A 16,973-nucleotide genomic window follows, 5' to 3' on the forward strand; every position below is an offset into this window, starting at 1 on the left:
TCCAGGAGAATTGTGAATGGCACAAAACAAATAGGAACGGTACGTTTCGTTTCAACGTTTGGCGCAATAGCGCCTCAGGATTGGCCCAAAGATGCTGGCATGGGTCAAGGTGAGACGCAGGCGGGATAGGTTAGTCGTCCCAGGGGTTGAGCACAGTCACGCCTGTATCATCGAAATCGGTGACGTTGCGCGTCACAAGAATGAGATTATGGACAAGCGCGGTTGCCGCGATGAGCGTGTCCGCACTGCCACGGGTTCGCCCAGCCGAGATACGTCCCCACGCCAACGCCACCTCTTCCGTCACAGCGAGAATGCGGTCGGCATTGTCGCGGCGAAGTTCCCGCAGCCAAAGATCGAGACGCGTGGCCCGTTCGGCATCGACCTTGCGCTGCTTGACGATCCCACGTTCGATCTCGCCAATAGTGATGACGCTGAGATTGAGGGAGTCCGGATCAATAGAAGCCAGCCATGCTGTCGGCTTGGGCAGCCGCCTCCGCACATCCGAAACGATGTTCGTGTCGAGCAAATACATCAGAGATCGACATCCCGGATCATCGTCTCCGGGCGACGGTTGACCTCCTCGGCGAAATCATCGTCCCAGACAGGACCGGTCAGAAGATATGCGGCCAGCGATTTCTTCTTTCCCGACAGACGGTCATAGTCTTCAGCAGAGAGCACCACCGCGGCGCGTTCGCCACGCAGGGTCACCGTCTGCGGTCCCTCGCTGCGCGCGCGCTGAACCACCTTCGAAAAATTGTTTTTTGCGTCCTGAAGATGCCAGTTCATAAGAATGCTTCCTAGCTAGCTTGGCTAGATATAGTATCAAAGCGATGAGGCAGCAAGGAATGTTGCTCTGGAACTGCTGCCCAAAGAGACTCGCAGGGACTACCGGCTGCCAAAAATCGCCGAACCGACCCTGACGCTGGTGGCGCCGAAGGCGATCGCCGTCTCGTAGTCGCCCGACATGCCCATCGACAGTTTCGCGACGCCGGCTTCCTTGCCGAGCTTCTCCAGCAAGGCGAAGTGGGGGCCGGGGTTTTCATCGGCCGGCGGGATGCACATCAGGCCTTCGATGGCGAGGCCATGGATATCGCGGCAGCGGGCGACGAAGGCGACGGCGTCGCGTGGCTCGATGCCCGCCTTCTGCGGCTCGGAGCCTGTGTTGACCTGGACGTAGAGTTCTGGCGCCCGGCCTTGCCGGGCGATCTCCTTGGCGAGTTCGGCGGCGATCTTCTCGCGATCGACCGTCTCGATGACGTCGAACAGCGCCACTGCTTCCTTGGCTTTGTTGGACTGCAGCGGGCCGATCAGGTGCAATTCGATATCCGGGAATGCCTCCTTCAGCGCCGGCCATTTGCCGAGTGCTTCCTGCACGCGGTTTTCGCCGAAGACGCGTTGGCCGGCCTCGATGACGGGCTGGATGTTGACGGCATCGAAGGTCTTGGAGACCGCGACCAGCGTCACCGCGCCGGCTTTGCGACCAGCCTCGTGCTCGGCGGCGGCGATCTTCGTCTTGACCGCGAAAAACTGCTGAACGGCGTCGCCCATATGCAAATCCCGCTGTTTTGACCCGCGTTTTTAACCGACGCGATGCCCATATGGTTGACGGGTTTGCCAAACCATGGTGAACACCCGGACCACATTCCCTGAACCGCCGAGCTGTCGCCCGCGGTCCGCGCCTGCTTTTAAGTGAAAAACATCCGATGGCAACCGAACGATACAATCCGCGCGCGTCAGAGCCCAAATGGCAGAAGGCCTGGGACGCCAAAAAGCTGTTCGAGGCGAACAACGACGACCCGCGTCCGAAATACTATGTGCTGGAGATGTTCCCCTATCCGTCGGGGCGCATCCATATCGGCCACACCCGCAACTACACGATGGGCGACGTGGTGGCGCGCTACAAGCGGGCCAAGGGTTTCAACGTGCTGCACCCGATGGGATGGGACGCTTTCGGCATGCCGGCCGAGAACGCGGCGATGCAGAACAAGGTCCATCCCAAGGAATGGACCTACCAGAACATCGCCACCATGCGCGAGCAGCTCAAGGTCATGGGCCTGTCGCTGGATTGGGCGCGCGAATTCGCCACCTGCGACGTCGACTACTACCACCGCCAGCAGATGCTGTTCCTCGATTTCGTCGAGAAGGGGCTGGTGACGCGCAAATCCTCCAAGGTCAACTGGGACCCGGAGGACATGACCGTGCTCGCCAACGAGCAGGTCATCGACGGTCGTGGCTGGCGCTCGGGCGCGCTGGTCGAACAGCGCGAACTGACGCAGTGGTTCTTCAAGATCACCGACTTTGCGCAGGACCTGCTGGACTCGCTCGACGGTCTCGACGAGTGGCCGGAAAAAGTGAAGCTGATGCAGCAGAACTGGATCGGCCGTTCGGAAGGCCTGCTGATCCGCTGGCCGCTGTCGGCCCCGATCGCCGGCGAGCATGAGCTGGAAGTCTACACGACGCGGCCCGACACCATTTTCGGTGCCTCCTTCATGGCTGTCGCCGCCGATCATCCGCTGGCCAAGAAGGCGGCCGAGGACAATCCGGCGCTGGCCAAGTTCATCGACGAAGTCCGCCACATGGGCACCTCGGTAGCGGCGCTGGAGACGGCCGAGAAGAAGGGTTTCGACACCGGCATCCGCGTCGTCCATCCGTTCGACGACAGCTGGACGCTGCCGGTCTATGTCGCCAATTTCGTGTTGATGGAGTACGGCACCGGCGCCATCTTCGGCTGCCCGTCGGGCGACCAGCGCGACCTCGACTTCGCCAACAAATACGGCCTGCCGGTGATCCCGGTGGTGATGCCGGAGGGTGCCGATGCGAAGACCTTCCAGATCACCGAGGAAGCCTATGTCGACGACGGCGTGATGATCAATTCACGCTTCCTCGACGGCATGAAGCCTGAGAAGGCGTTCAACGAGGTCGCGAAGCTCTTGGAGCAGAAGACCATCGGCAACCGGCCGATGGCCGAGCGCAAGGTGAATTTCCGCCTGCGCGACTGGGGCATTTCGCGCCAGCGCTACTGGGGCTGCCCGATCCCGATGATCCATTGCGAGGATTGCGGCGTGGTGCCGGTGCCGAAGGCCGATCTGCCGGTCAGGCTGCCCGACGATGTCGAGTTCGACCGGCCCGGCAATCCGCTCGACCGCCATCCGACCTGGCGGCACGTCAAATGCCCGCAATGCGGCAAGGATGCGCGGCGCGAAACCGACACGATGGACACGTTCGTCGATTCGTCGTGGTACTTCGCCCGCTTCACGGCACCCTGGGCGCATGAGCCGACCGATCCCAGGGCGGCGAATGAGTGGCTGCCGGTCGACCAGTATATTGGCGGCATCGAGCATGCGATCCTGCACCTGCTCTATTCGCGCTTCTTCACCCGCGCCATGCGCGAAACAGGCCATGTCGATCTGGCCGAACCGTTCAAGGGCCTGTTCACTCAAGGCATGGTGGTGCACGAAACCTACCGCGTCGGCTCGGCATCGAATGGCCGCTGGCTGGCGCCCACCGAGGTGCGGCTGGAGGGCGTCGACGGCGAACGCCGCGCCTTCGACATCGCCACCGGCGAGGCCGTCACTATCGGCCCGCTCGAGAAGATGTCGAAGTCGAAGAAGAACACGGTGAGCCCGGAAGACATCACCGACGGCTACGGCGCCGATACCGCCCGCTGGTTCATGCTGTCGGATTCGCCACCCGAACGCGACGTCGAGTGGACCGACGAGGGCGCGGCCGGAGCGCATCGCTTCATCCAGCGCATCTGGCGCCTGGTATCGACGGCGGCCGAAACGCTGGCAGGCATCAAGCCCGGGGCGGCTGGTGCCGGCGAGGCCGGAGTGGTCTCGAAGGCCGCGCACAAGATCCTGAAGGCGGTCGGCGAGGATATCGAAAAACTCGCCTTCAACCGCGCCATCGCCCGCATCTACGAACTGGCCAACGCGCTGACCACGCCGCTCAACGAAGTGGCGGAAGGCAAGGCCGATCCGGTACTGCAGGGCGCCTGCCGCGAGGCCGTCGAGATCCTCGTGCATCTCATCGCGCCGGTCATGCCGCACCTGGCCGAGGAGTGCTGGGAAACGCTTGGTGGCACCGATCTGGTCGCCGAACGGCCATGGCCGGTCTTCGATCCGGCGCTGGTCGTCGACAACGAAGTCACCTATCCGATCCAGGTCAACGGCAAGAAGCGGGGGGATTTGACAATTGCCCGCGACGCGGACCAAGGTGCGGTCGAAAAAGCGGTATTGGCTCTCGACTTCGTGCAGAAAGCGCTCGAAGGTAAGGCACCGCGCAAGGTGATCATCGTGCCGCAGAGGATCGTCAATGTCGTTGCCTGATCCGGAGAAGACAGACGTGAGCCGCGTGTTGCGCCAGATCGCGCTTGCCGGCCTGATCGGCTCGCTTGCGCTGGTCTCGGCCTGCACGGTGCACCCGCTCTATTCGAACGCGCCGCTGTCTGCCGGCTCGAGTGCCAGCGCCAATGCCGAGTTGGCGTCGATCGGCATCAAGCCGGTCAAGACGCGATACGCCCAGCAGGTGCGCAACAATTTGATCTTCGGATTTGGACGCGGCGCCGGCGAACCAGCCTCGCCCGCCTATTCGCTTGATCTCAGTGTCACCGAAGCCGTCGAATCCTCGGCACTTGTGCAGGTTGGAACCGATCAGGACGAGCCGACCGCCGGTTCCGTGACGCTGACCGCCAGCTACTTGCTGCACGATGCGAGTACCGGGGCGGCGATCGCATCCGGCAAGCGCTCGATCACTTCGTCCTTCGACAGGCCGCGTCAGGAATTCGCCTCGTACCGGGCGCAGATCGACGCCGAGAATCGCGCCGCGCGCGAACTGGCCGAAGCGCTGCAGCTGTCCATCGCCCAGGACCTGGTCAGGCACGGCAAGACAGCCGGCTAGCGCCCTCTTCGTTTCACGGAAACGCAATCTCGATCTTGGTGCTCGGGCCGCTTTGTGATGGCCAAGAGCCAGATCTTCGGCTCTCCTTCTAGCCCTACGCATGTGGATGAGTGGTTGATCGTGGGTGACGATCAGCGGCCCGAATCCGATCGTCCGCCATCGCTGCGAAAGATGCGGCTCGGTCGCTCCGGCGGAGCCGACGGGAAGCAACTGTTAACCACTCGCTCCCTATTGCTCGGAGGATGTTTCGGAGTGAGTCTTGAGAATGGAATCCAAGCGTTTTCCTCGGGTCAATTCATTGAATACAGCTTCGCCCGATGATCCCGAGGGTGAGCGTTTCAACGGCATGAGCGACAAGGTGGATGGCCGGCAGGCTGGCGCAGCCAGGGCCGGCCATTCCCCGCGGTTTGTTGATCTCGGCGGCAACGAAAGCCCTGCCTGGCAAGACTATTTCTTCCTGGCGCCGAATGTGCGGTTCACGCGCACGCCAGATTACGAAGCCAACACGCGCCGTCCGCAGCACGACCAGATTGCCGTCGAGCAAAGCGAAGCACAGGCGCCGCCGGCGCGGCAGGGAAGCACACAATCCACCGGGGCTACGGCATCCCACGCAGCCTCGTCCTCGCCACTGTCGGTGCCGATGAAAAGCCCCGCTTTGGACGCGGCCCGGCCGCCTGCCGGCAACAGGGCCATGATGCGTGAGAGACCGCCGGCGGCGGCCACGGCATCCGTTCCGCCAGGGCCTGCTGGCGAAAAGGCGCGGGCTGCGCCGGTCGGTCCGAGGATGGCCGCGACGGCACGCGCATCCGCACCCGCACCCGCGGCGTCTGCCCAGAAAACGGCGGCGGCGGTCAAGGCAGCCGGCCGCGAAAATGTGCGCTGGCCCTATCTGTCGGATCACGTCTTTTTCGAGGTCATGGCGCCCTACATGATCGAAGGTCCGTCACCAGCGCCGCGCGCCGTCCCGGTTCGGCGCACAGCCGCGCCGGTTGCCGAACGGGTCGACGTTCGTGCCACGCCAACGGCCGATCTCACCTCGTCGTTCCGTGTCATTGAATGCCTGCCCGGCTTGCAAGCGCCGTCAGCCTTGCCAGACGTCCGCCCGGCCAATTCGAACGAAGCCTCGGTGCAGCCGGCGGTCGCAATTCCTGCCGTTGCGAGCAACGCCATTTCGGTACGAGTCATGCCGGCTCCGGAAGAGACTGTGCCGGTTCCGGTCGCGCGCGTATCTTCGCCATTGCCCATGGCCGGCAGAATTGTGCCAACGACGACTCGCGGTCCCTATGAGCTTCCCTCGGAAGAGCTGTTGCAGCAGCCGCCGGAGGGACAAGGCTTCTACATGTCGCAGGAGCGGCTGGAGCAGAACGCCGATCTGCTGGAAAGCGTGCTCGAGGATTTCGGCGTGCGCGGCGAGATCATTCATGTTCGCCCGGGCCCGGTCGTCACGCTCTACGAGTTCGAACCGGCGCCAGGTGTCAAATCCTCCCGTGTCATCGGGCTTGCCGATGATATCGCCCGCTCCATGTCGGCGATTTCGGCGCGCGTTGCCGTCGTGCCTGGCCGTAACGTCATCGGCATCGAACTTCCGAACGAGACGCGCGAAACCGTCTATTTCCGCGAGCTGATCGAATCGGAGGGTTTTCGCAAGACCAGCTGCAAGCTGGCGCTTTGTCTCGGCAAGACGATCGGTGGCGAGCCGGTCATCGCCGAGTTGGCGAAGATGCCTCATCTGCTCGTCGCCGGCACCACCGGTTCCGGCAAGTCGGTTGCCATCAACACCATGATCCTGTCGTTGCTTTACCGGCTGAAGCCGGAAGAGTGCCGGCTGATCATGGTCGACCCAAAGATGCTCGAACTCTCGGTCTATGACGGCATCCCGCATCTTCTGACCCCCGTCGTCACGGATCCCAAAAAAGCCGTCACCGCGCTCAAATGGGCGGTGCGCGAGATGGAGGATCGGTATCGCAAGATGGCGCGGCTCGGTGTGCGCAACATCGACGGCTACAATGAGCGCGCCGCCGCTGCCCGCGACAAGGGCGAGACGGTCGTCATGACGGTGCAGGCCGGCTTCGAAAAGGGCACTGGCGAACCGCTTTTCGAGCAGCAGGAAATCGACCTTGCGCCGATGCCGTACATCGTCGTCATCGTCGATGAGATGGCCGACCTGATGATGGTTGCCGGCAAGGAGATCGAAGGCGCCATCCAGCGTCTGGCGCAGATGGCGCGCGCCGCCGGCATCCACCTGATCATGGCAACGCAACGCCCCTCGGTCGATGTCATCACGGGCACGATCAAGGCGAATTTCCCGACCCGGATTTCCTTCCAGGTGACATCCAAGATCGACAGCCGCACCATACTCGGCGAGCAGGGCGCCGAACAGCTGCTCGGCCAGGGCGACATGTTGCACATGATGGGCGGGGGGCGCATTTCCCGCGTGCATGGTCCCTTCGTTTCCGACGCGGAGGTCGAGCATGTCGTGGCGCATCTGAAGGCGCAGGGCCGCCCTGAATATCTGGAAACCGTGACTGCCGACGAGGATGAGGAAGAATCCGAGGACGACCAGGGCGCGGTCTTCGACAAGGGATCCGTTGCAGCCGAAGACAGCGATGCCATCTACGATGAGGCGATCAAGGTGGTGGTGCGCGACAAGAAGTGTTCGACGTCCTACATCCAGCGCCGTCTCGGCATCGGTTACAACCGCGCCGCGTCCCTGGTCGAGCGCATGGAAAAGGAAGGGTTGGTCGGAGCACCCAACCATGTCGGCAAACGCGAGATCATCATGGGCCGGCGCCAGCAGGTGAGCGCGCCTGACGAGGACGGCACCGATTGAGCGGCAGCGGCTTTGGCGAAGCCGGTTGTTCGGAAGCGCATATGAAAAAAGGCCGGTTGCCCGGCCTTCTTGTCAAAGCGGCTGCTGGCTTCAGCCGATCTTCTGGCCGGTCTTCGCCCAATCGGCCAGGAACTGCTCCAGGCCCTTGTCGGTCAGCGGATGCTTGACCAGCGCTTTCAGCGTCGCCGGCGGGGCCGTGACAACATCGGCGCCGATCAGTGCCGCCTGCTTGACATGGTTCACGGTGCGAACCGAAGCAACGAGGATCTCGGTCTGGAAGTCGTAATTGTCGTAGATCTGCCGGATCTCCTGGATCAGCTCCATGCCATCCGAGCCGGTGTCGTCAACGCGGCCGACGAAGGGCGAGATGAAGGAGGCGCCGGCCTTGGCGGCGAGCAGCGCCTGGTTGGCCGAGAAGCAGAGCGTGACGTTGACCATGCGGTTCATCTGGGTGCGGATCGTCTTGCAGGCCTTCAGTCCGTCGAGCGTCAGCGGCACCTTGATGCAGACATTGGGCGCGATCTTGGCCAGCACCTCGGCCTCCGCCATCATGTCCTTGTACTCGGTCGCCACGACTTCCGCCGAGACCGGACCTTCGACGATATCGCAGATCTGTTTGGTGACGTCGGCGATCTTGCCGCCCGATTTGAGGATCAGCGACGGGTTGGTGGTGACACCGTCGAGCAGTCCCAGATCGTTCAGCTCACGGATATCCTTGATGTCGGCGGTGTCGACAAAAAATTTCATGGCGGTCTCCTGACGATTTCGTCGTGCCGACAAGGGCACGTTCAGCGTTGCGCTTTGATCTAGACCAAAGTCGGGGCAAGGTCACGCCTCATGATCGAAGATTCGCCCTTTGTCGCGGCCGCACCGGTGCTGGTGCCGATGCCCGCCGAACGCCCCTACACCTACGCCGTGCCTGCAGGCATGCGTGTGGTGCCGGGTTCGATCGTGCGCGTGCCGCTCGGCCCGCGCCAGGTCGCCGGCATCGTCTGGGATGGCGCCGTCGAGAACATCGACGCAAGAAAGCTGCGTCCCATCGAGCAGGTCTTCGATTGCCCGCCGATCGACCGCGCGATGCGCCGTTTCGTCGACTGGGTGGCGCAATACACGCTGTCGCCGCCGGGCATGGTGGCGCGCATGCTGCTCAGGGCGCCGGAGGCCTTCGATCCCGAACCGTGGATCGAGGGGCTGCAACGCACCCCCATCGCACCCGATCGGATGACGGGGGCGAGAGAGCGCGTGCTGGAGACAGCCGAAGGCGGTCTTGCCTGGACGCGGTCGGGTCTCGCCCATGCGGCTGGCGTATCGTCGACGGTGATCGACGGCCTGAAGGCGCAAGGCGTGTTCGAGACGGTGATGATCCCGCCGCGACCGGTGGTGGCGGCACCCGATTCCGGCTATGCCGTGCCGGAATTGATGCCGGACCAGAGCGACGCGGCGCTGATGCTGCGCGCCAATGTCGCAGCCGGCGTGTTCAATGTCGCGCTGCTCGACGGCGTCACCGGCTCGGGCAAGACCGAGGTCTATTTCGAGGCGGTGGCGGCGGCGCTCGACCAGGGCAAGCAGGTGCTGATCCTGTTGCCGGAGATCGCGCTGACCCATGCCTTTCTCGAACGCTTCCAGCAACGCTTTGGCGCCAAGCCGGGCGAATGGCATTCCGACCTGCCGCCGAGGATGCGCGAACGGGTGTGGCGGCAAGTGGCGGAAGGCGGCGTGCGTGTCGTCGCCGGCGCGCGTTCGGCGCTGTTCCTGCCGTTCAAGGAGCTTGGCCTGATCGTCGTCGACGAGGAACACGACCCTGCCTACAAGCAGGAAGACCGCGTCTTCTACAATGCGCGCGACATGGCGGTGGTGCGTGGCCATATCGGCAGCTTTCCGGTCGTGCTGGCGTCGGCGACGCCATCGGTCGAAAGCCGCGTCAATGCCCAGCAGGGTCGATACAGCAGGGCCGTGCTCGCCGCCCGCTTCGCCGAGGCGGCGCTGCCGCACCTCAAGGCGATCGACATGCGGCGCGCGCCGCCCGCGCGTGGCGGCTTCCTGTCTCCGGTGCTGCTCGACCATATGCGCCAGACGCTGGAGAGGAAGGAGCAGTCGCTGCTGTTCCTCAACCGGCGCGGCTATGCGCCGCTGACGCTGTGCCGGGTCTGCGGCCATCGCTTCGGCTGCCCGGTCTGCTCGGCCTGGCTGGTCGAGCATCGCTTCCGCGGCCAGCTCGTCTGCCATCATTGCGGGCACAATGAGCGCCGCCCCGAGGCCTGCCCGGAATGCGGCACGCTCGATCATCTGGTGGCTTGTGGGCCAGGCGTCGAGCGCATCGCCGAGGAGGTCGTCGCGCATTTCCCCGACGCGCGCACCATCGTCTTGTCGTCCGACCTGATGGGCGGCGTGCGACGGCTGCGGCTGGAGCTGGAGGCGATCGCCAATGGCGAGGCCGACATCGTCATCGGCACGCAACTCGTCGCCAAGGGCCACAACTTCCCCAACATGACGCTGGTCGGCGTCGTCGATGCCGATCTCGGCCTGGCCAATGGCGATCCGCGTGCCGCCGAGCGCACCTTCCAGCTGCTCAGCCAGGTGACCGGCCGCGCCGGCCGCACCGGCAAGAAGAGCCTCGGCCTGCTGCAGACCTTCCAACCCGATCATCCGGTGATGCGGGCGATCGTCTCCGGCGATGCCGAGGCGTTTTACGAACGCGAGATCGCCGAGCGCGAGCGGGCGGCACTGCCGCCCTTCGGCCGGCTCGCTGGCGTCATCGTCAGCGCGGTGACGCGAGCGGAAGCCGAGGGCCACGCACGCGGCCTGCGCCGCGCCGCGCCCGAGGCAACGGATCTGTTCGTGCTCGGGCCGGCGGAGGCGCCGCTGTCCCTGCTCGGCGGCCGTCACCGCTTCCGCCTGCTGATCCAGGGCGAAAAGCGCGCCGACATGCAAGGCTTCATCCGCGCCATGCTGGCCAACGGCCCGAAGCAGCGCGGCTCGGTCAGGGTGCAGGTCGACATCGACCCGCAGAGCTTTTTGTAGGGTCGCGATATCGGCGATAGGCCGCAAGCCAGCGAGAGATGGAAGATCACATGAAAACCCTTGGCCTTCTGGGCGGCATGAGCTGGGAATCGACCGCCATCTACTACCGCCTGCTCAACGAGATGGTGCGCGAGCGCCTGGGCGGCTTGCATTCGGCGAAACTGCTGCTGTGGTCGTTCGACTTCGCCGAAATCGCCGAGCGCCAGCATCACGGCGACTGGGACGGCGCCGGCGTGCTTCTCGTCGAAGCGGCGCGCAAGCTCGAGGCGGGCGGCGCGGAAGGCCTGCTTTTGTGCACCAACACCATGCACAGGCTGGCCGATCAGGTGCAGGCGTCCGTATCCATCCCGCTGATCCACATCGCCGACGCCACCGCGGTGGCGGTCAAGCGCGCCGGCATGCAGCGCCCGGCGCTGCTGGCGACGCGCTTCACCATGGAGCAGGATTTCTACAAGGGCCGCCTCGCCGACAAGCATGGCCTGCGGCCCGTCGTGCCCGATGCGGCCGGGCGCGACATGGTGCATCGCGTCATTTACGAGGAACTGTGCCAGGGCGTCGTCACCGAAGCCTCGAAGGCGGCCTATATTGCCGAGACCGAACGCCTGCGGCGCGACGAGGCGGCCGACAGCGTCATCATGGGCTGCACCGAGATCACCATGCTCATCGGCCAGCAGGACTTCGACATTCCGGTCTTCGACACGACGCGCATCCATGTCGAAGCGGCGGTCGAGTTCGCGCTGAGCTGACCGGCGCTCGAAAATCGCCGACGCCTATCTGGCGCATGTCTGCGCCTTGGCTAGAATGCCCGGAATTTCAAAGCAGGCATTTCGAGGGGACAAGATGGATTTTGCGTTTCCATGGCCGATGAGCCAGGGCGAATGGCTGGCCTGGTCGAGCGCCGTCGTCACCGTATTGCTCGGCCTTCTGTTTTTTCTGGCGCCGGCCCTGGCCTTCCGTGCCCTGCGCTTGCAGGTCAAGCCCGAGAAGGCGGCGGCGATCGCCGAAGGGCGCGGCAGAATGTCGGGCTTTTATCTTGGCGTCGGCCTGTGCTGCATCCTGCTCGCGCAGCCGCTGATCTATATGACGCTTGGCTTCTCCTGGCTGTTCACGGCCTTCGGCCGGCTGCTGTCGATGATGTCGGATGGCGCCAACACGCCTTTCAACTGGGTCTCCATTGTGGTGGAATTGGCGCTGGCGGCGTTGCCGCTCGCCTTCGCCTTCGGCTTTGTGCCTTGAATCCTTAGCTATTCCGGGGCGCAAGACGCGTGACTTTCGCCGGATGCGACAATAGTGCCTGAAAACCATGCGGAACGACGCATTGCGGTCTTAAAATGCCTGTGCTAGACGGCAATCGACTTTCGGCAGGGGATAGCGGAAGCCGCGCCTCCGTGCTCGAAAAAATGCAGTAAGGTCAAAGATTTAGCTAGAGTTTTTGCTCGCGCCAACAATCTGCGGCCTGTCAGACAAGAGAAAAGACGGTCCGTGGCCCAATCGTCATCGCCAATCTCAGGTGTCGCAGAACGCTATGCGGGTTCGCTGTTCGAACTCGCGCTGCAGGCAAATTCCGTCGCCAAGGTCGAGGCCGACCTCAACAGTTTCGAAGCGATGCTCGCGGGCAGCGCCGATCTTACCCGGCTGATCAACAGCCCGGTGTTTTCCAGCGAGGACCAGGCCAAGGCTATCGCGGCGATCGCCGACAAGGCCAACATCACCGGCCTCACGGGCAATTTCCTGCGCGTCGTCGCCAGGAACCGCCGGCTGTTCGCCATCCCCGGCATGATCAGGGCATTCCGCCAGATCGCCGCCGAACATCGTGGCGAGACTGCTGCCGAAGTGACGTCGGCTCATGAGCTGACCGCCGCCCAGCAGACCGAGCTCAAGGCGGCGCTGAAGAGCGTTGCCGGCAAGGATGTGGCCATTTCCGTCACCGTCGATCCGTCGCTGCTCGGCGGGCTGGTGGTCAAGATGGGCTCGCGCCAGATCGATACGTCGCTCAAAACCAAACTCAATTCGCTCAAGCTTGCACTGAAAGAGGTCGGCTGATGGACATCCGCGCCGCGGAAATTTCCGCAATTCTGAGAGACCAGATCAAGAATTTTGGCAAGGAGGCCGAGGTCTCCGAAGTAGGACAGGTGCTGTCCGTCGGTGACGGTATCGCCCGCGTCTACGGCCTCGACAACGTCCAGGCCGGCGAGATGGTCGAATTCCCCGGCGGCATCCGCGGCATGGCGCTCAACCTCGAAGCCGACAATGTCGGCGTCGTCATCTTCGGTGCCGACCGCGACATCAAGGAAGGCGACATCGTCAAGCGCACCGGCGCCATCGTCGACGTTCCCGTCGGCCCCGGCCTGCTCGGCCGCGTCGTCGACGCGCTCGGCAACCCGATCGACGGCAAGGGCCCGATCAAGGCAGTCGAGCGCAAGCGCGTCGACGTCAAGGCGCCCGGCATCATCCCGCGCAAGTCGGTGCACGAGCCGATGTCGACCGGCCTCAAGGCCATCGACGCGCTGATCCCGGTCGGTCGCGGCCAGCGCGAGTTGGTCATCGGCGACCGTCAGACCGGCAAGACCGCCATCATCCTCGACACGATGCTCAACCAGAAGTCGGTGCACGACAACGGCCCCGAGAAGGAAAAGCTCTACTGCGTCTACGTCGCCGTCGGCCAGAAGCGCTCGACCGTCGCGCAGTTCGTCAAGGTGCTGGAAGAGCGCGGCGCGCTCGAATACTCGATCATCGTCGCCGCCACCGCTTCCGATCCGGCGCCGATGCAGTTCCTGGCGCCGTTCGCCGGCTGCACCATGGGTGAATATTTCCGCGACAATGGCATGCATGCGCTGATCAGCTACGACGATCTGTCGAAGCAGGCTGTCGCTTACCGCCAGATGTCGCTGCTGCTGCGCCGCCCGCCGGGCCGCGAAGCCTATCCGGGCGACGTCTTCTATCTGCACTCGCGCCTGCTCGAGCGCGCCGCCAAGCTCAACGACGACATGGGCGCCGGTTCGCTGACCGCCCTGCCGATCATCGAGACGCAGGCCAATGACGTTTCGGCCTACATCCCGACCAACGTGATCTCGATCACCGACGGCCAGATCTTCCTGGAAACCAATCTGTTCTTCCAGGGCATCCGTCCCGCCGTCAACGTCGGCCTGTCGGTCAGCCGCGTCGGCTCGGCCGCGCAGGTCAAGGCGATGAAGCAGGTCGCCGGCTCGATCAAGGGCGAGCTCGCGCAGTACCGCGAAATGGCGGCCTTCGCGCAGTTCGGCTCGGATCTCGACGCCGCCACGCAGCGCCTGCTCAACCGCGGATCGCGCCTGACCGAGCTCCTGAAGCAGCCGCAGTTCTCGCCGCTGAAGACGGAAGAGCAGGTCGCGGTGATCTTCGCCGGCGTCAATGGCTATCTCGACAAGCTGCCGGTCAACCAGGTCGGCAAGTTCGAGCATGGCCTGCTCAGCCACATGCGCGCGGCCGGCAAGGATGTGCTCGACGCCATTCGCAAGGAAAAGGCGCTGTCGGACGATCTGCGCGCCAAGCTGAAGGCGGAAATCGACGCTTTCGCCAAGACCTTTGCTTGAACGAAGCCGGACGACGGGATCAGGTTTGAAGCATGCCTTCACTAAAAGACCTTCGTAACCGTATCGCCTCGGTCAAGGCGACGCAGAAGATCACCAAGGCGATGCAGATGGTCGCCGCGGCGAAGCTGCGCCGTGCGCAAGAGGCCGCGGAAGCGGCGCGCCCCTATTCGGAGCGCATGGGTTCGGTGCTGGCCAACATCACCCAGGCTATCGGCGGCGGCGGCGATGCCCCGGCGCTGATGACCGGCACCGGCAAGGACGACGTGCACCTGCTCGTCGTCTGCACCGCCGAGCGCGGCCTGTGCGGCGGCTTCAATTCGCAGATCGCGCGCCTTGCCCGCGACCATATCCGCAAGCTGCTGGCCGACGGCAAGCAGGTCAAGATCATCTGCGTCGGCAAGAAGGGCTTCGATATCCTGCGCCGCGACTATGCATCGATGATCCTCGACCGCGTCGACCTGCGCGAAGTCAAGACACTCGGCTTCGTCAATGCCGACGCCATCGCCAAGAAGGTCATCCACCTCTTCAACGAGGGCGGCTTCGACATCTGCACGCTGTTCTATTCGCAGTTCAAGTCGGTGATCAGCCAGATCCCGACCACGCAGCAGATCATTCCGGCCGGTCTCGCCTCCGCTCCCGCAGAGGCGGTGGACGGCGGCAACGCCGTCTACGAATACGAACCGGAACCGGGCGAAATCCTCTCCGACCTCATTCCGCGCAACATCTCGGTGCAGGTTTTCCGGGCGCTGCTCGAAAACGCGGCCGGCGAAATGGGCGCCAAGATGAGCGCCATGGACAATGCCACGCGCAACGCCGGCGAGATGATCAACAAGCTGTCGATCACCTACAACCGTCAGCGGCAGGCGCAGATCACCAAGGAACTGATCGAAATCATTTCGGGCGCCGAGGCGCTCTAGGCGCGGTTCGCGGGTCATCGGCCCGCGACCGGACCGCGTGAGAAACAAAGGACGAAAAAGGGTAAAGACGATGGCGAAAGCAGCGACCCCGAAGACGGCGGCCCCCAAGGCCGCAGCCGCGAAGACCGTAGCCCCCGCGAAGGCGGCAAAGGCTCCGGCAGCGGCAGCCAAGGCGGCCCCGGCCAAGGTATCTCCGGCAAAGACGGCGGCAGCACCCGCAAAGGCCGCCGCGGCCAGGACATCGGCAGTGGCCCCCAAGGCGACCGGCGTCGTCGGCAAGGTTCGCCAGGTCATCGGCGCCGTCGTCGACGTGCAGTTCGGCGATCACCTGCCGGCGATCCTGAACGCGCTTGAGACCACCAATGTCGGCAACCGCCTGGTGCTCGAAGTTGCCCAGCATCTGGGTGAAAACACCGTGCGCTGCATCGCCATGGACTCTACCGAAGGTCTGGTGCGCGGCCAGGAAGTGCGCGACACCGGCGCGCCGATCACCGTTCCGGTCGGCCCGGGCATGCTCGGCCGCATCATCAACGTCATCGGCGAGCCGGTCGACGAAGAAGGCCCGGTCGACGCGATCGAAATGCGCTCCATCCATCAGCCGGCTCCGAGCTATGTCGAGCAGTCGACGGAAGCCCAGATCCTGATCACCGGCATCAAGGTGCTCGACCTGCTGGCGCCCTACGCCAAGGGCGGCAAGATCGGCCTGTTCGGCGGCGCCGGCGTCGGCAAGACCGTGCTGATCCAGGAACTGATCAACAACATCGCCAAGGCGCATGGCGGCTACTCGGTGTTCGCCGGCGTTGGCGAGCGCACCCGCGAAGGCAACGATCTCTATCACGAGTTCATCGAATCCGGCGTCAACAAGAAGGGCGGCGGCGAAGGCTCCAAGGCGGCACTCGTCTATGGCCAGATGAACGAGCCGCCGGGCGCGCGCGCCCGCGTCGGCCTAACCGGCCTGACGGTTGCGGAATATTTCCGCGACCAGGGCCAGGACGTGCTGTTCTTCGTCGACAACATCTTCCGCTTCACGCAGGCGGGTTCGGAAGTGTCGGCTCTGCTCGGCCGTATCCCGTCGGCCGTGGGCTATCAGCCGACGCTCGCCACCGACATGGGCGCGCTGCAGGAACGCATCACCACCACCACCAAGGGTTCGATCACCTCGGTGCAGGCCATCTACGTGCCGGCCGACGACTTGACCGATCCGGCGCCGGCGACCTCGTTCGCCCACCTTGACGCGACGACGACGCTGAACCGCGCCATCGCCGAGAAGGGTATCTACCCGGCTGTCGATCCGCTGGATTCGACCTCGCGCATGCTCGACCCGCTGGTCGTCGGCGACGAGCACTATGGCGTCGCGCGCCAGGTGCAGTCGATCCTCCAGCGCTACAAGTCGCTGCAGGACATCATCGCCATCCTGGGCATGGACGAGTTGTCGGAAGAGGACAAGCAGACGGTGGCCCGCGCCCGCAAGATCGAGCGCTTCCTGTCGCAGCCCTTCTTCGTCGCCGAAGTGTTCACCGGCGCGCCGGGCAAGCTGGTCGACCTCGCCGACACCATCAAGGGCTTCAAGGGCCTCTGCAACGGTGACTACGACCACCTTCCGGAAGCTGCCTTCTACATGGTCGGCGGCATCGAGGAAGCAGTCGAGAAGGCACAGCGCCTGGCGGCTGAAGCGGCTTAATTCAGGGAATAGGGAGTAGTCAGTAGCGGGTAGGAATAGCAGCTGCGTGATGT

The 16,973-nt window shown here is 64.1% G+C and carries 14 protein-coding genes; 10 read left to right on the forward strand and 4 right to left on the reverse strand.

Going from position 1 to position 16,973, the window contains the following annotated elements; genetic code table 11:
* Positions 1-130 precede the first annotated feature (130 nt).
* From AC56QP_RS20260 to AC56QP_RS20270, 3 genes are all read right to left on the reverse strand, one after another.
* The gene (locus AC56QP_RS20260) at positions 131-532 is read right to left on the reverse strand and encodes a type II toxin-antitoxin system VapC family toxin (protein ID WP_489858352.1); all 402 of its coding nucleotides are present in this window, start codon (positions 530-532) and stop codon (positions 131-133) included.
* A complete protein-coding gene (locus AC56QP_RS20265; protein ID WP_489858351.1) occupies positions 532-786 on the reverse strand; it encodes a type II toxin-antitoxin system Phd/YefM family antitoxin in 255 nt (84 codons plus the stop codon). Before AC56QP_RS20265 ends, AC56QP_RS20260 begins: the two co-directional genes overlap by 1 nt.
* A gap of 99 nt (positions 787-885) precedes the next feature.
* A complete protein-coding gene (locus tag AC56QP_RS20270) occupies positions 886-1,548 on the reverse strand; it encodes a YggS family pyridoxal phosphate-dependent enzyme (protein ID WP_489858350.1) in 663 nt (220 codons plus the stop codon).
* A gap of 155 nt (positions 1,549-1,703) precedes the next feature.
* Here AC56QP_RS20270 and leuS point away from each other — a divergent pair, with 155 nt between their 5' ends.
* The 3 genes from leuS to AC56QP_RS20285 all read left to right on the forward strand — a co-directional run bounded on the left by leuS (position 1,704) and on the right by AC56QP_RS20285 (position 7,729).
* Positions 1,704-4,328 carry a leucine--tRNA ligase gene (leuS, locus tag AC56QP_RS20275; protein ID WP_489858349.1) on the forward strand — a complete coding sequence of 875 codons (2,625 nt, stop codon included), beginning with the start codon at positions 1,704-1,706 and terminating at the stop codon, positions 4,326-4,328.
* Complete coding sequence (locus AC56QP_RS20280) at positions 4,315-4,899, forward strand: LPS assembly lipoprotein LptE (RefSeq protein WP_489858348.1); 585 nt, start codon at positions 4,315-4,317, stop codon at positions 4,897-4,899. The genes leuS and AC56QP_RS20280 overlap by 14 nt, the downstream gene beginning before the upstream one ends.
* A 265-nt stretch (positions 4,900-5,164) precedes the next feature.
* On the forward strand, positions 5,165-7,729 hold the full coding sequence (locus AC56QP_RS20285) for a DNA translocase FtsK (protein WP_497101037.1): 2,565 nt from the start codon (positions 5,165-5,167) through the stop codon (positions 7,727-7,729).
* A 90-nt stretch (positions 7,730-7,819) separates the two neighbouring features.
* Here the strand turns inward: AC56QP_RS20285 and fsa are convergent, their stop codons facing one another.
* A complete protein-coding gene (gene fsa, locus AC56QP_RS20290) occupies positions 7,820-8,476 on the reverse strand; it encodes a fructose-6-phosphate aldolase (protein WP_091576156.1) in 657 nt (218 codons plus the stop codon).
* A 90-nt stretch (positions 8,477-8,566) separates the two neighbouring features.
* Between fsa and AC56QP_RS20295 the strand changes: the two genes are divergently transcribed.
* From AC56QP_RS20295 to atpD, 7 genes are all read left to right on the forward strand, one after another.
* Positions 8,567-10,750, forward strand: coding sequence for a primosomal protein N' (locus tag AC56QP_RS20295; protein WP_489858347.1), 2,184 nt, complete (start codon positions 8,567-8,569; stop codon positions 10,748-10,750).
* 50 nt (positions 10,751-10,800) lie between these two features.
* Positions 10,801-11,496: an aspartate/glutamate racemase family protein gene (locus AC56QP_RS20300; RefSeq protein WP_489858346.1), complete on the forward strand. Its 696-nt coding sequence runs from the start codon at positions 10,801-10,803 to the stop codon at positions 11,494-11,496.
* A gap of 94 nt (positions 11,497-11,590) precedes the next feature.
* Positions 11,591-11,986: an AGROH133_08824 family phage infection protein gene (locus AC56QP_RS20305; protein WP_489858345.1), complete on the forward strand. Its 396-nt coding sequence runs from the start codon at positions 11,591-11,593 to the stop codon at positions 11,984-11,986.
* Positions 11,987-12,232: 246 nt separating this feature from the next.
* On the forward strand, positions 12,233-12,793 hold the full coding sequence (locus AC56QP_RS20310) for a F0F1 ATP synthase subunit delta (protein ID WP_489858344.1): 561 nt from the start codon (positions 12,233-12,235) through the stop codon (positions 12,791-12,793).
* On the forward strand, positions 12,793-14,322 hold the full coding sequence (gene atpA, locus AC56QP_RS20315) for a F0F1 ATP synthase subunit alpha (RefSeq protein ID WP_489858343.1): 1,530 nt from the start codon (positions 12,793-12,795) through the stop codon (positions 14,320-14,322). Before AC56QP_RS20310 ends, atpA begins: the two co-directional genes overlap by 1 nt.
* 32 nt (positions 14,323-14,354) lie before the next feature.
* Positions 14,355-15,239 carry a F0F1 ATP synthase subunit gamma gene (locus tag AC56QP_RS20320; RefSeq protein ID WP_489858342.1) on the forward strand — a complete coding sequence of 295 codons (885 nt, stop codon included), beginning with the start codon at positions 14,355-14,357 and terminating at the stop codon, positions 15,237-15,239.
* Positions 15,240-15,309: 70 nt separating this feature from the next.
* Entirely contained in the window at positions 15,310-16,920 is a 1,611-nt protein-coding gene (atpD, locus tag AC56QP_RS20325) for a F0F1 ATP synthase subunit beta (protein WP_489858341.1), read from the forward strand.
* Positions 16,921-16,973 lie beyond the last annotated feature (53 nt).

This window comes from Mesorhizobium sp. RCAM 05104 (assembly GCF_059683645.1).

What these genes read in the sequence shown, in the direction of transcription:
- AC56QP_RS20295 (WP_489858347.1), top strand. Translation starts at nt 8,567, where the DNA reads ATGATCGAAGATTCGCCCTTTGTCGCGGCCGCACCGGTGCTGGTGCCG.
- leuS (WP_489858349.1), top strand. Translation starts at nt 1,704, where the DNA reads ATGGCAACCGAACGATACAATCCGCGCGCGTCAGAGCCCAAATGGCAG.
- AC56QP_RS20300 (WP_489858346.1), top strand. Translation starts at nt 10,801, where the DNA reads ATGAAAACCCTTGGCCTTCTGGGCGGCATGAGCTGGGAATCGACCGCC.
- AC56QP_RS20280 (WP_489858348.1), top strand. Translation starts at nt 4,315, where the DNA reads ATGTCGTTGCCTGATCCGGAGAAGACAGACGTGAGCCGCGTGTTGCGC.
- AC56QP_RS20260 (WP_489858352.1), bottom strand. Translation starts at nt 532, where the DNA reads ATGTATTTGCTCGACACGAACATCGTTTCGGATGTGCGGAGGCGGCTG.
- atpA (WP_489858343.1), top strand. Translation starts at nt 12,793, where the DNA reads ATGGACATCCGCGCCGCGGAAATTTCCGCAATTCTGAGAGACCAGATC.
- atpD (WP_489858341.1), top strand. Translation starts at nt 15,310, where the DNA reads ATGGCGAAAGCAGCGACCCCGAAGACGGCGGCCCCCAAGGCCGCAGCC.
- AC56QP_RS20265 (WP_489858351.1), bottom strand. Translation starts at nt 786, where the DNA reads ATGAACTGGCATCTTCAGGACGCAAAAAACAATTTTTCGAAGGTGGTT.
- AC56QP_RS20320 (WP_489858342.1), top strand. Translation starts at nt 14,355, where the DNA reads ATGCCTTCACTAAAAGACCTTCGTAACCGTATCGCCTCGGTCAAGGCG.
- fsa (WP_091576156.1), bottom strand. Translation starts at nt 8,476, where the DNA reads ATGAAATTTTTTGTCGACACCGCCGACATCAAGGATATCCGTGAGCTG.
- AC56QP_RS20305 (WP_489858345.1), top strand. Translation starts at nt 11,591, where the DNA reads ATGGATTTTGCGTTTCCATGGCCGATGAGCCAGGGCGAATGGCTGGCC.
- AC56QP_RS20285 (WP_497101037.1), top strand. Translation starts at nt 5,165, where the DNA reads ATGGAATCCAAGCGTTTTCCTCGGGTCAATTCATTGAATACAGCTTCG.
- AC56QP_RS20270 (WP_489858350.1), bottom strand. Translation starts at nt 1,548, where the DNA reads ATGGGCGACGCCGTTCAGCAGTTTTTCGCGGTCAAGACGAAGATCGCC.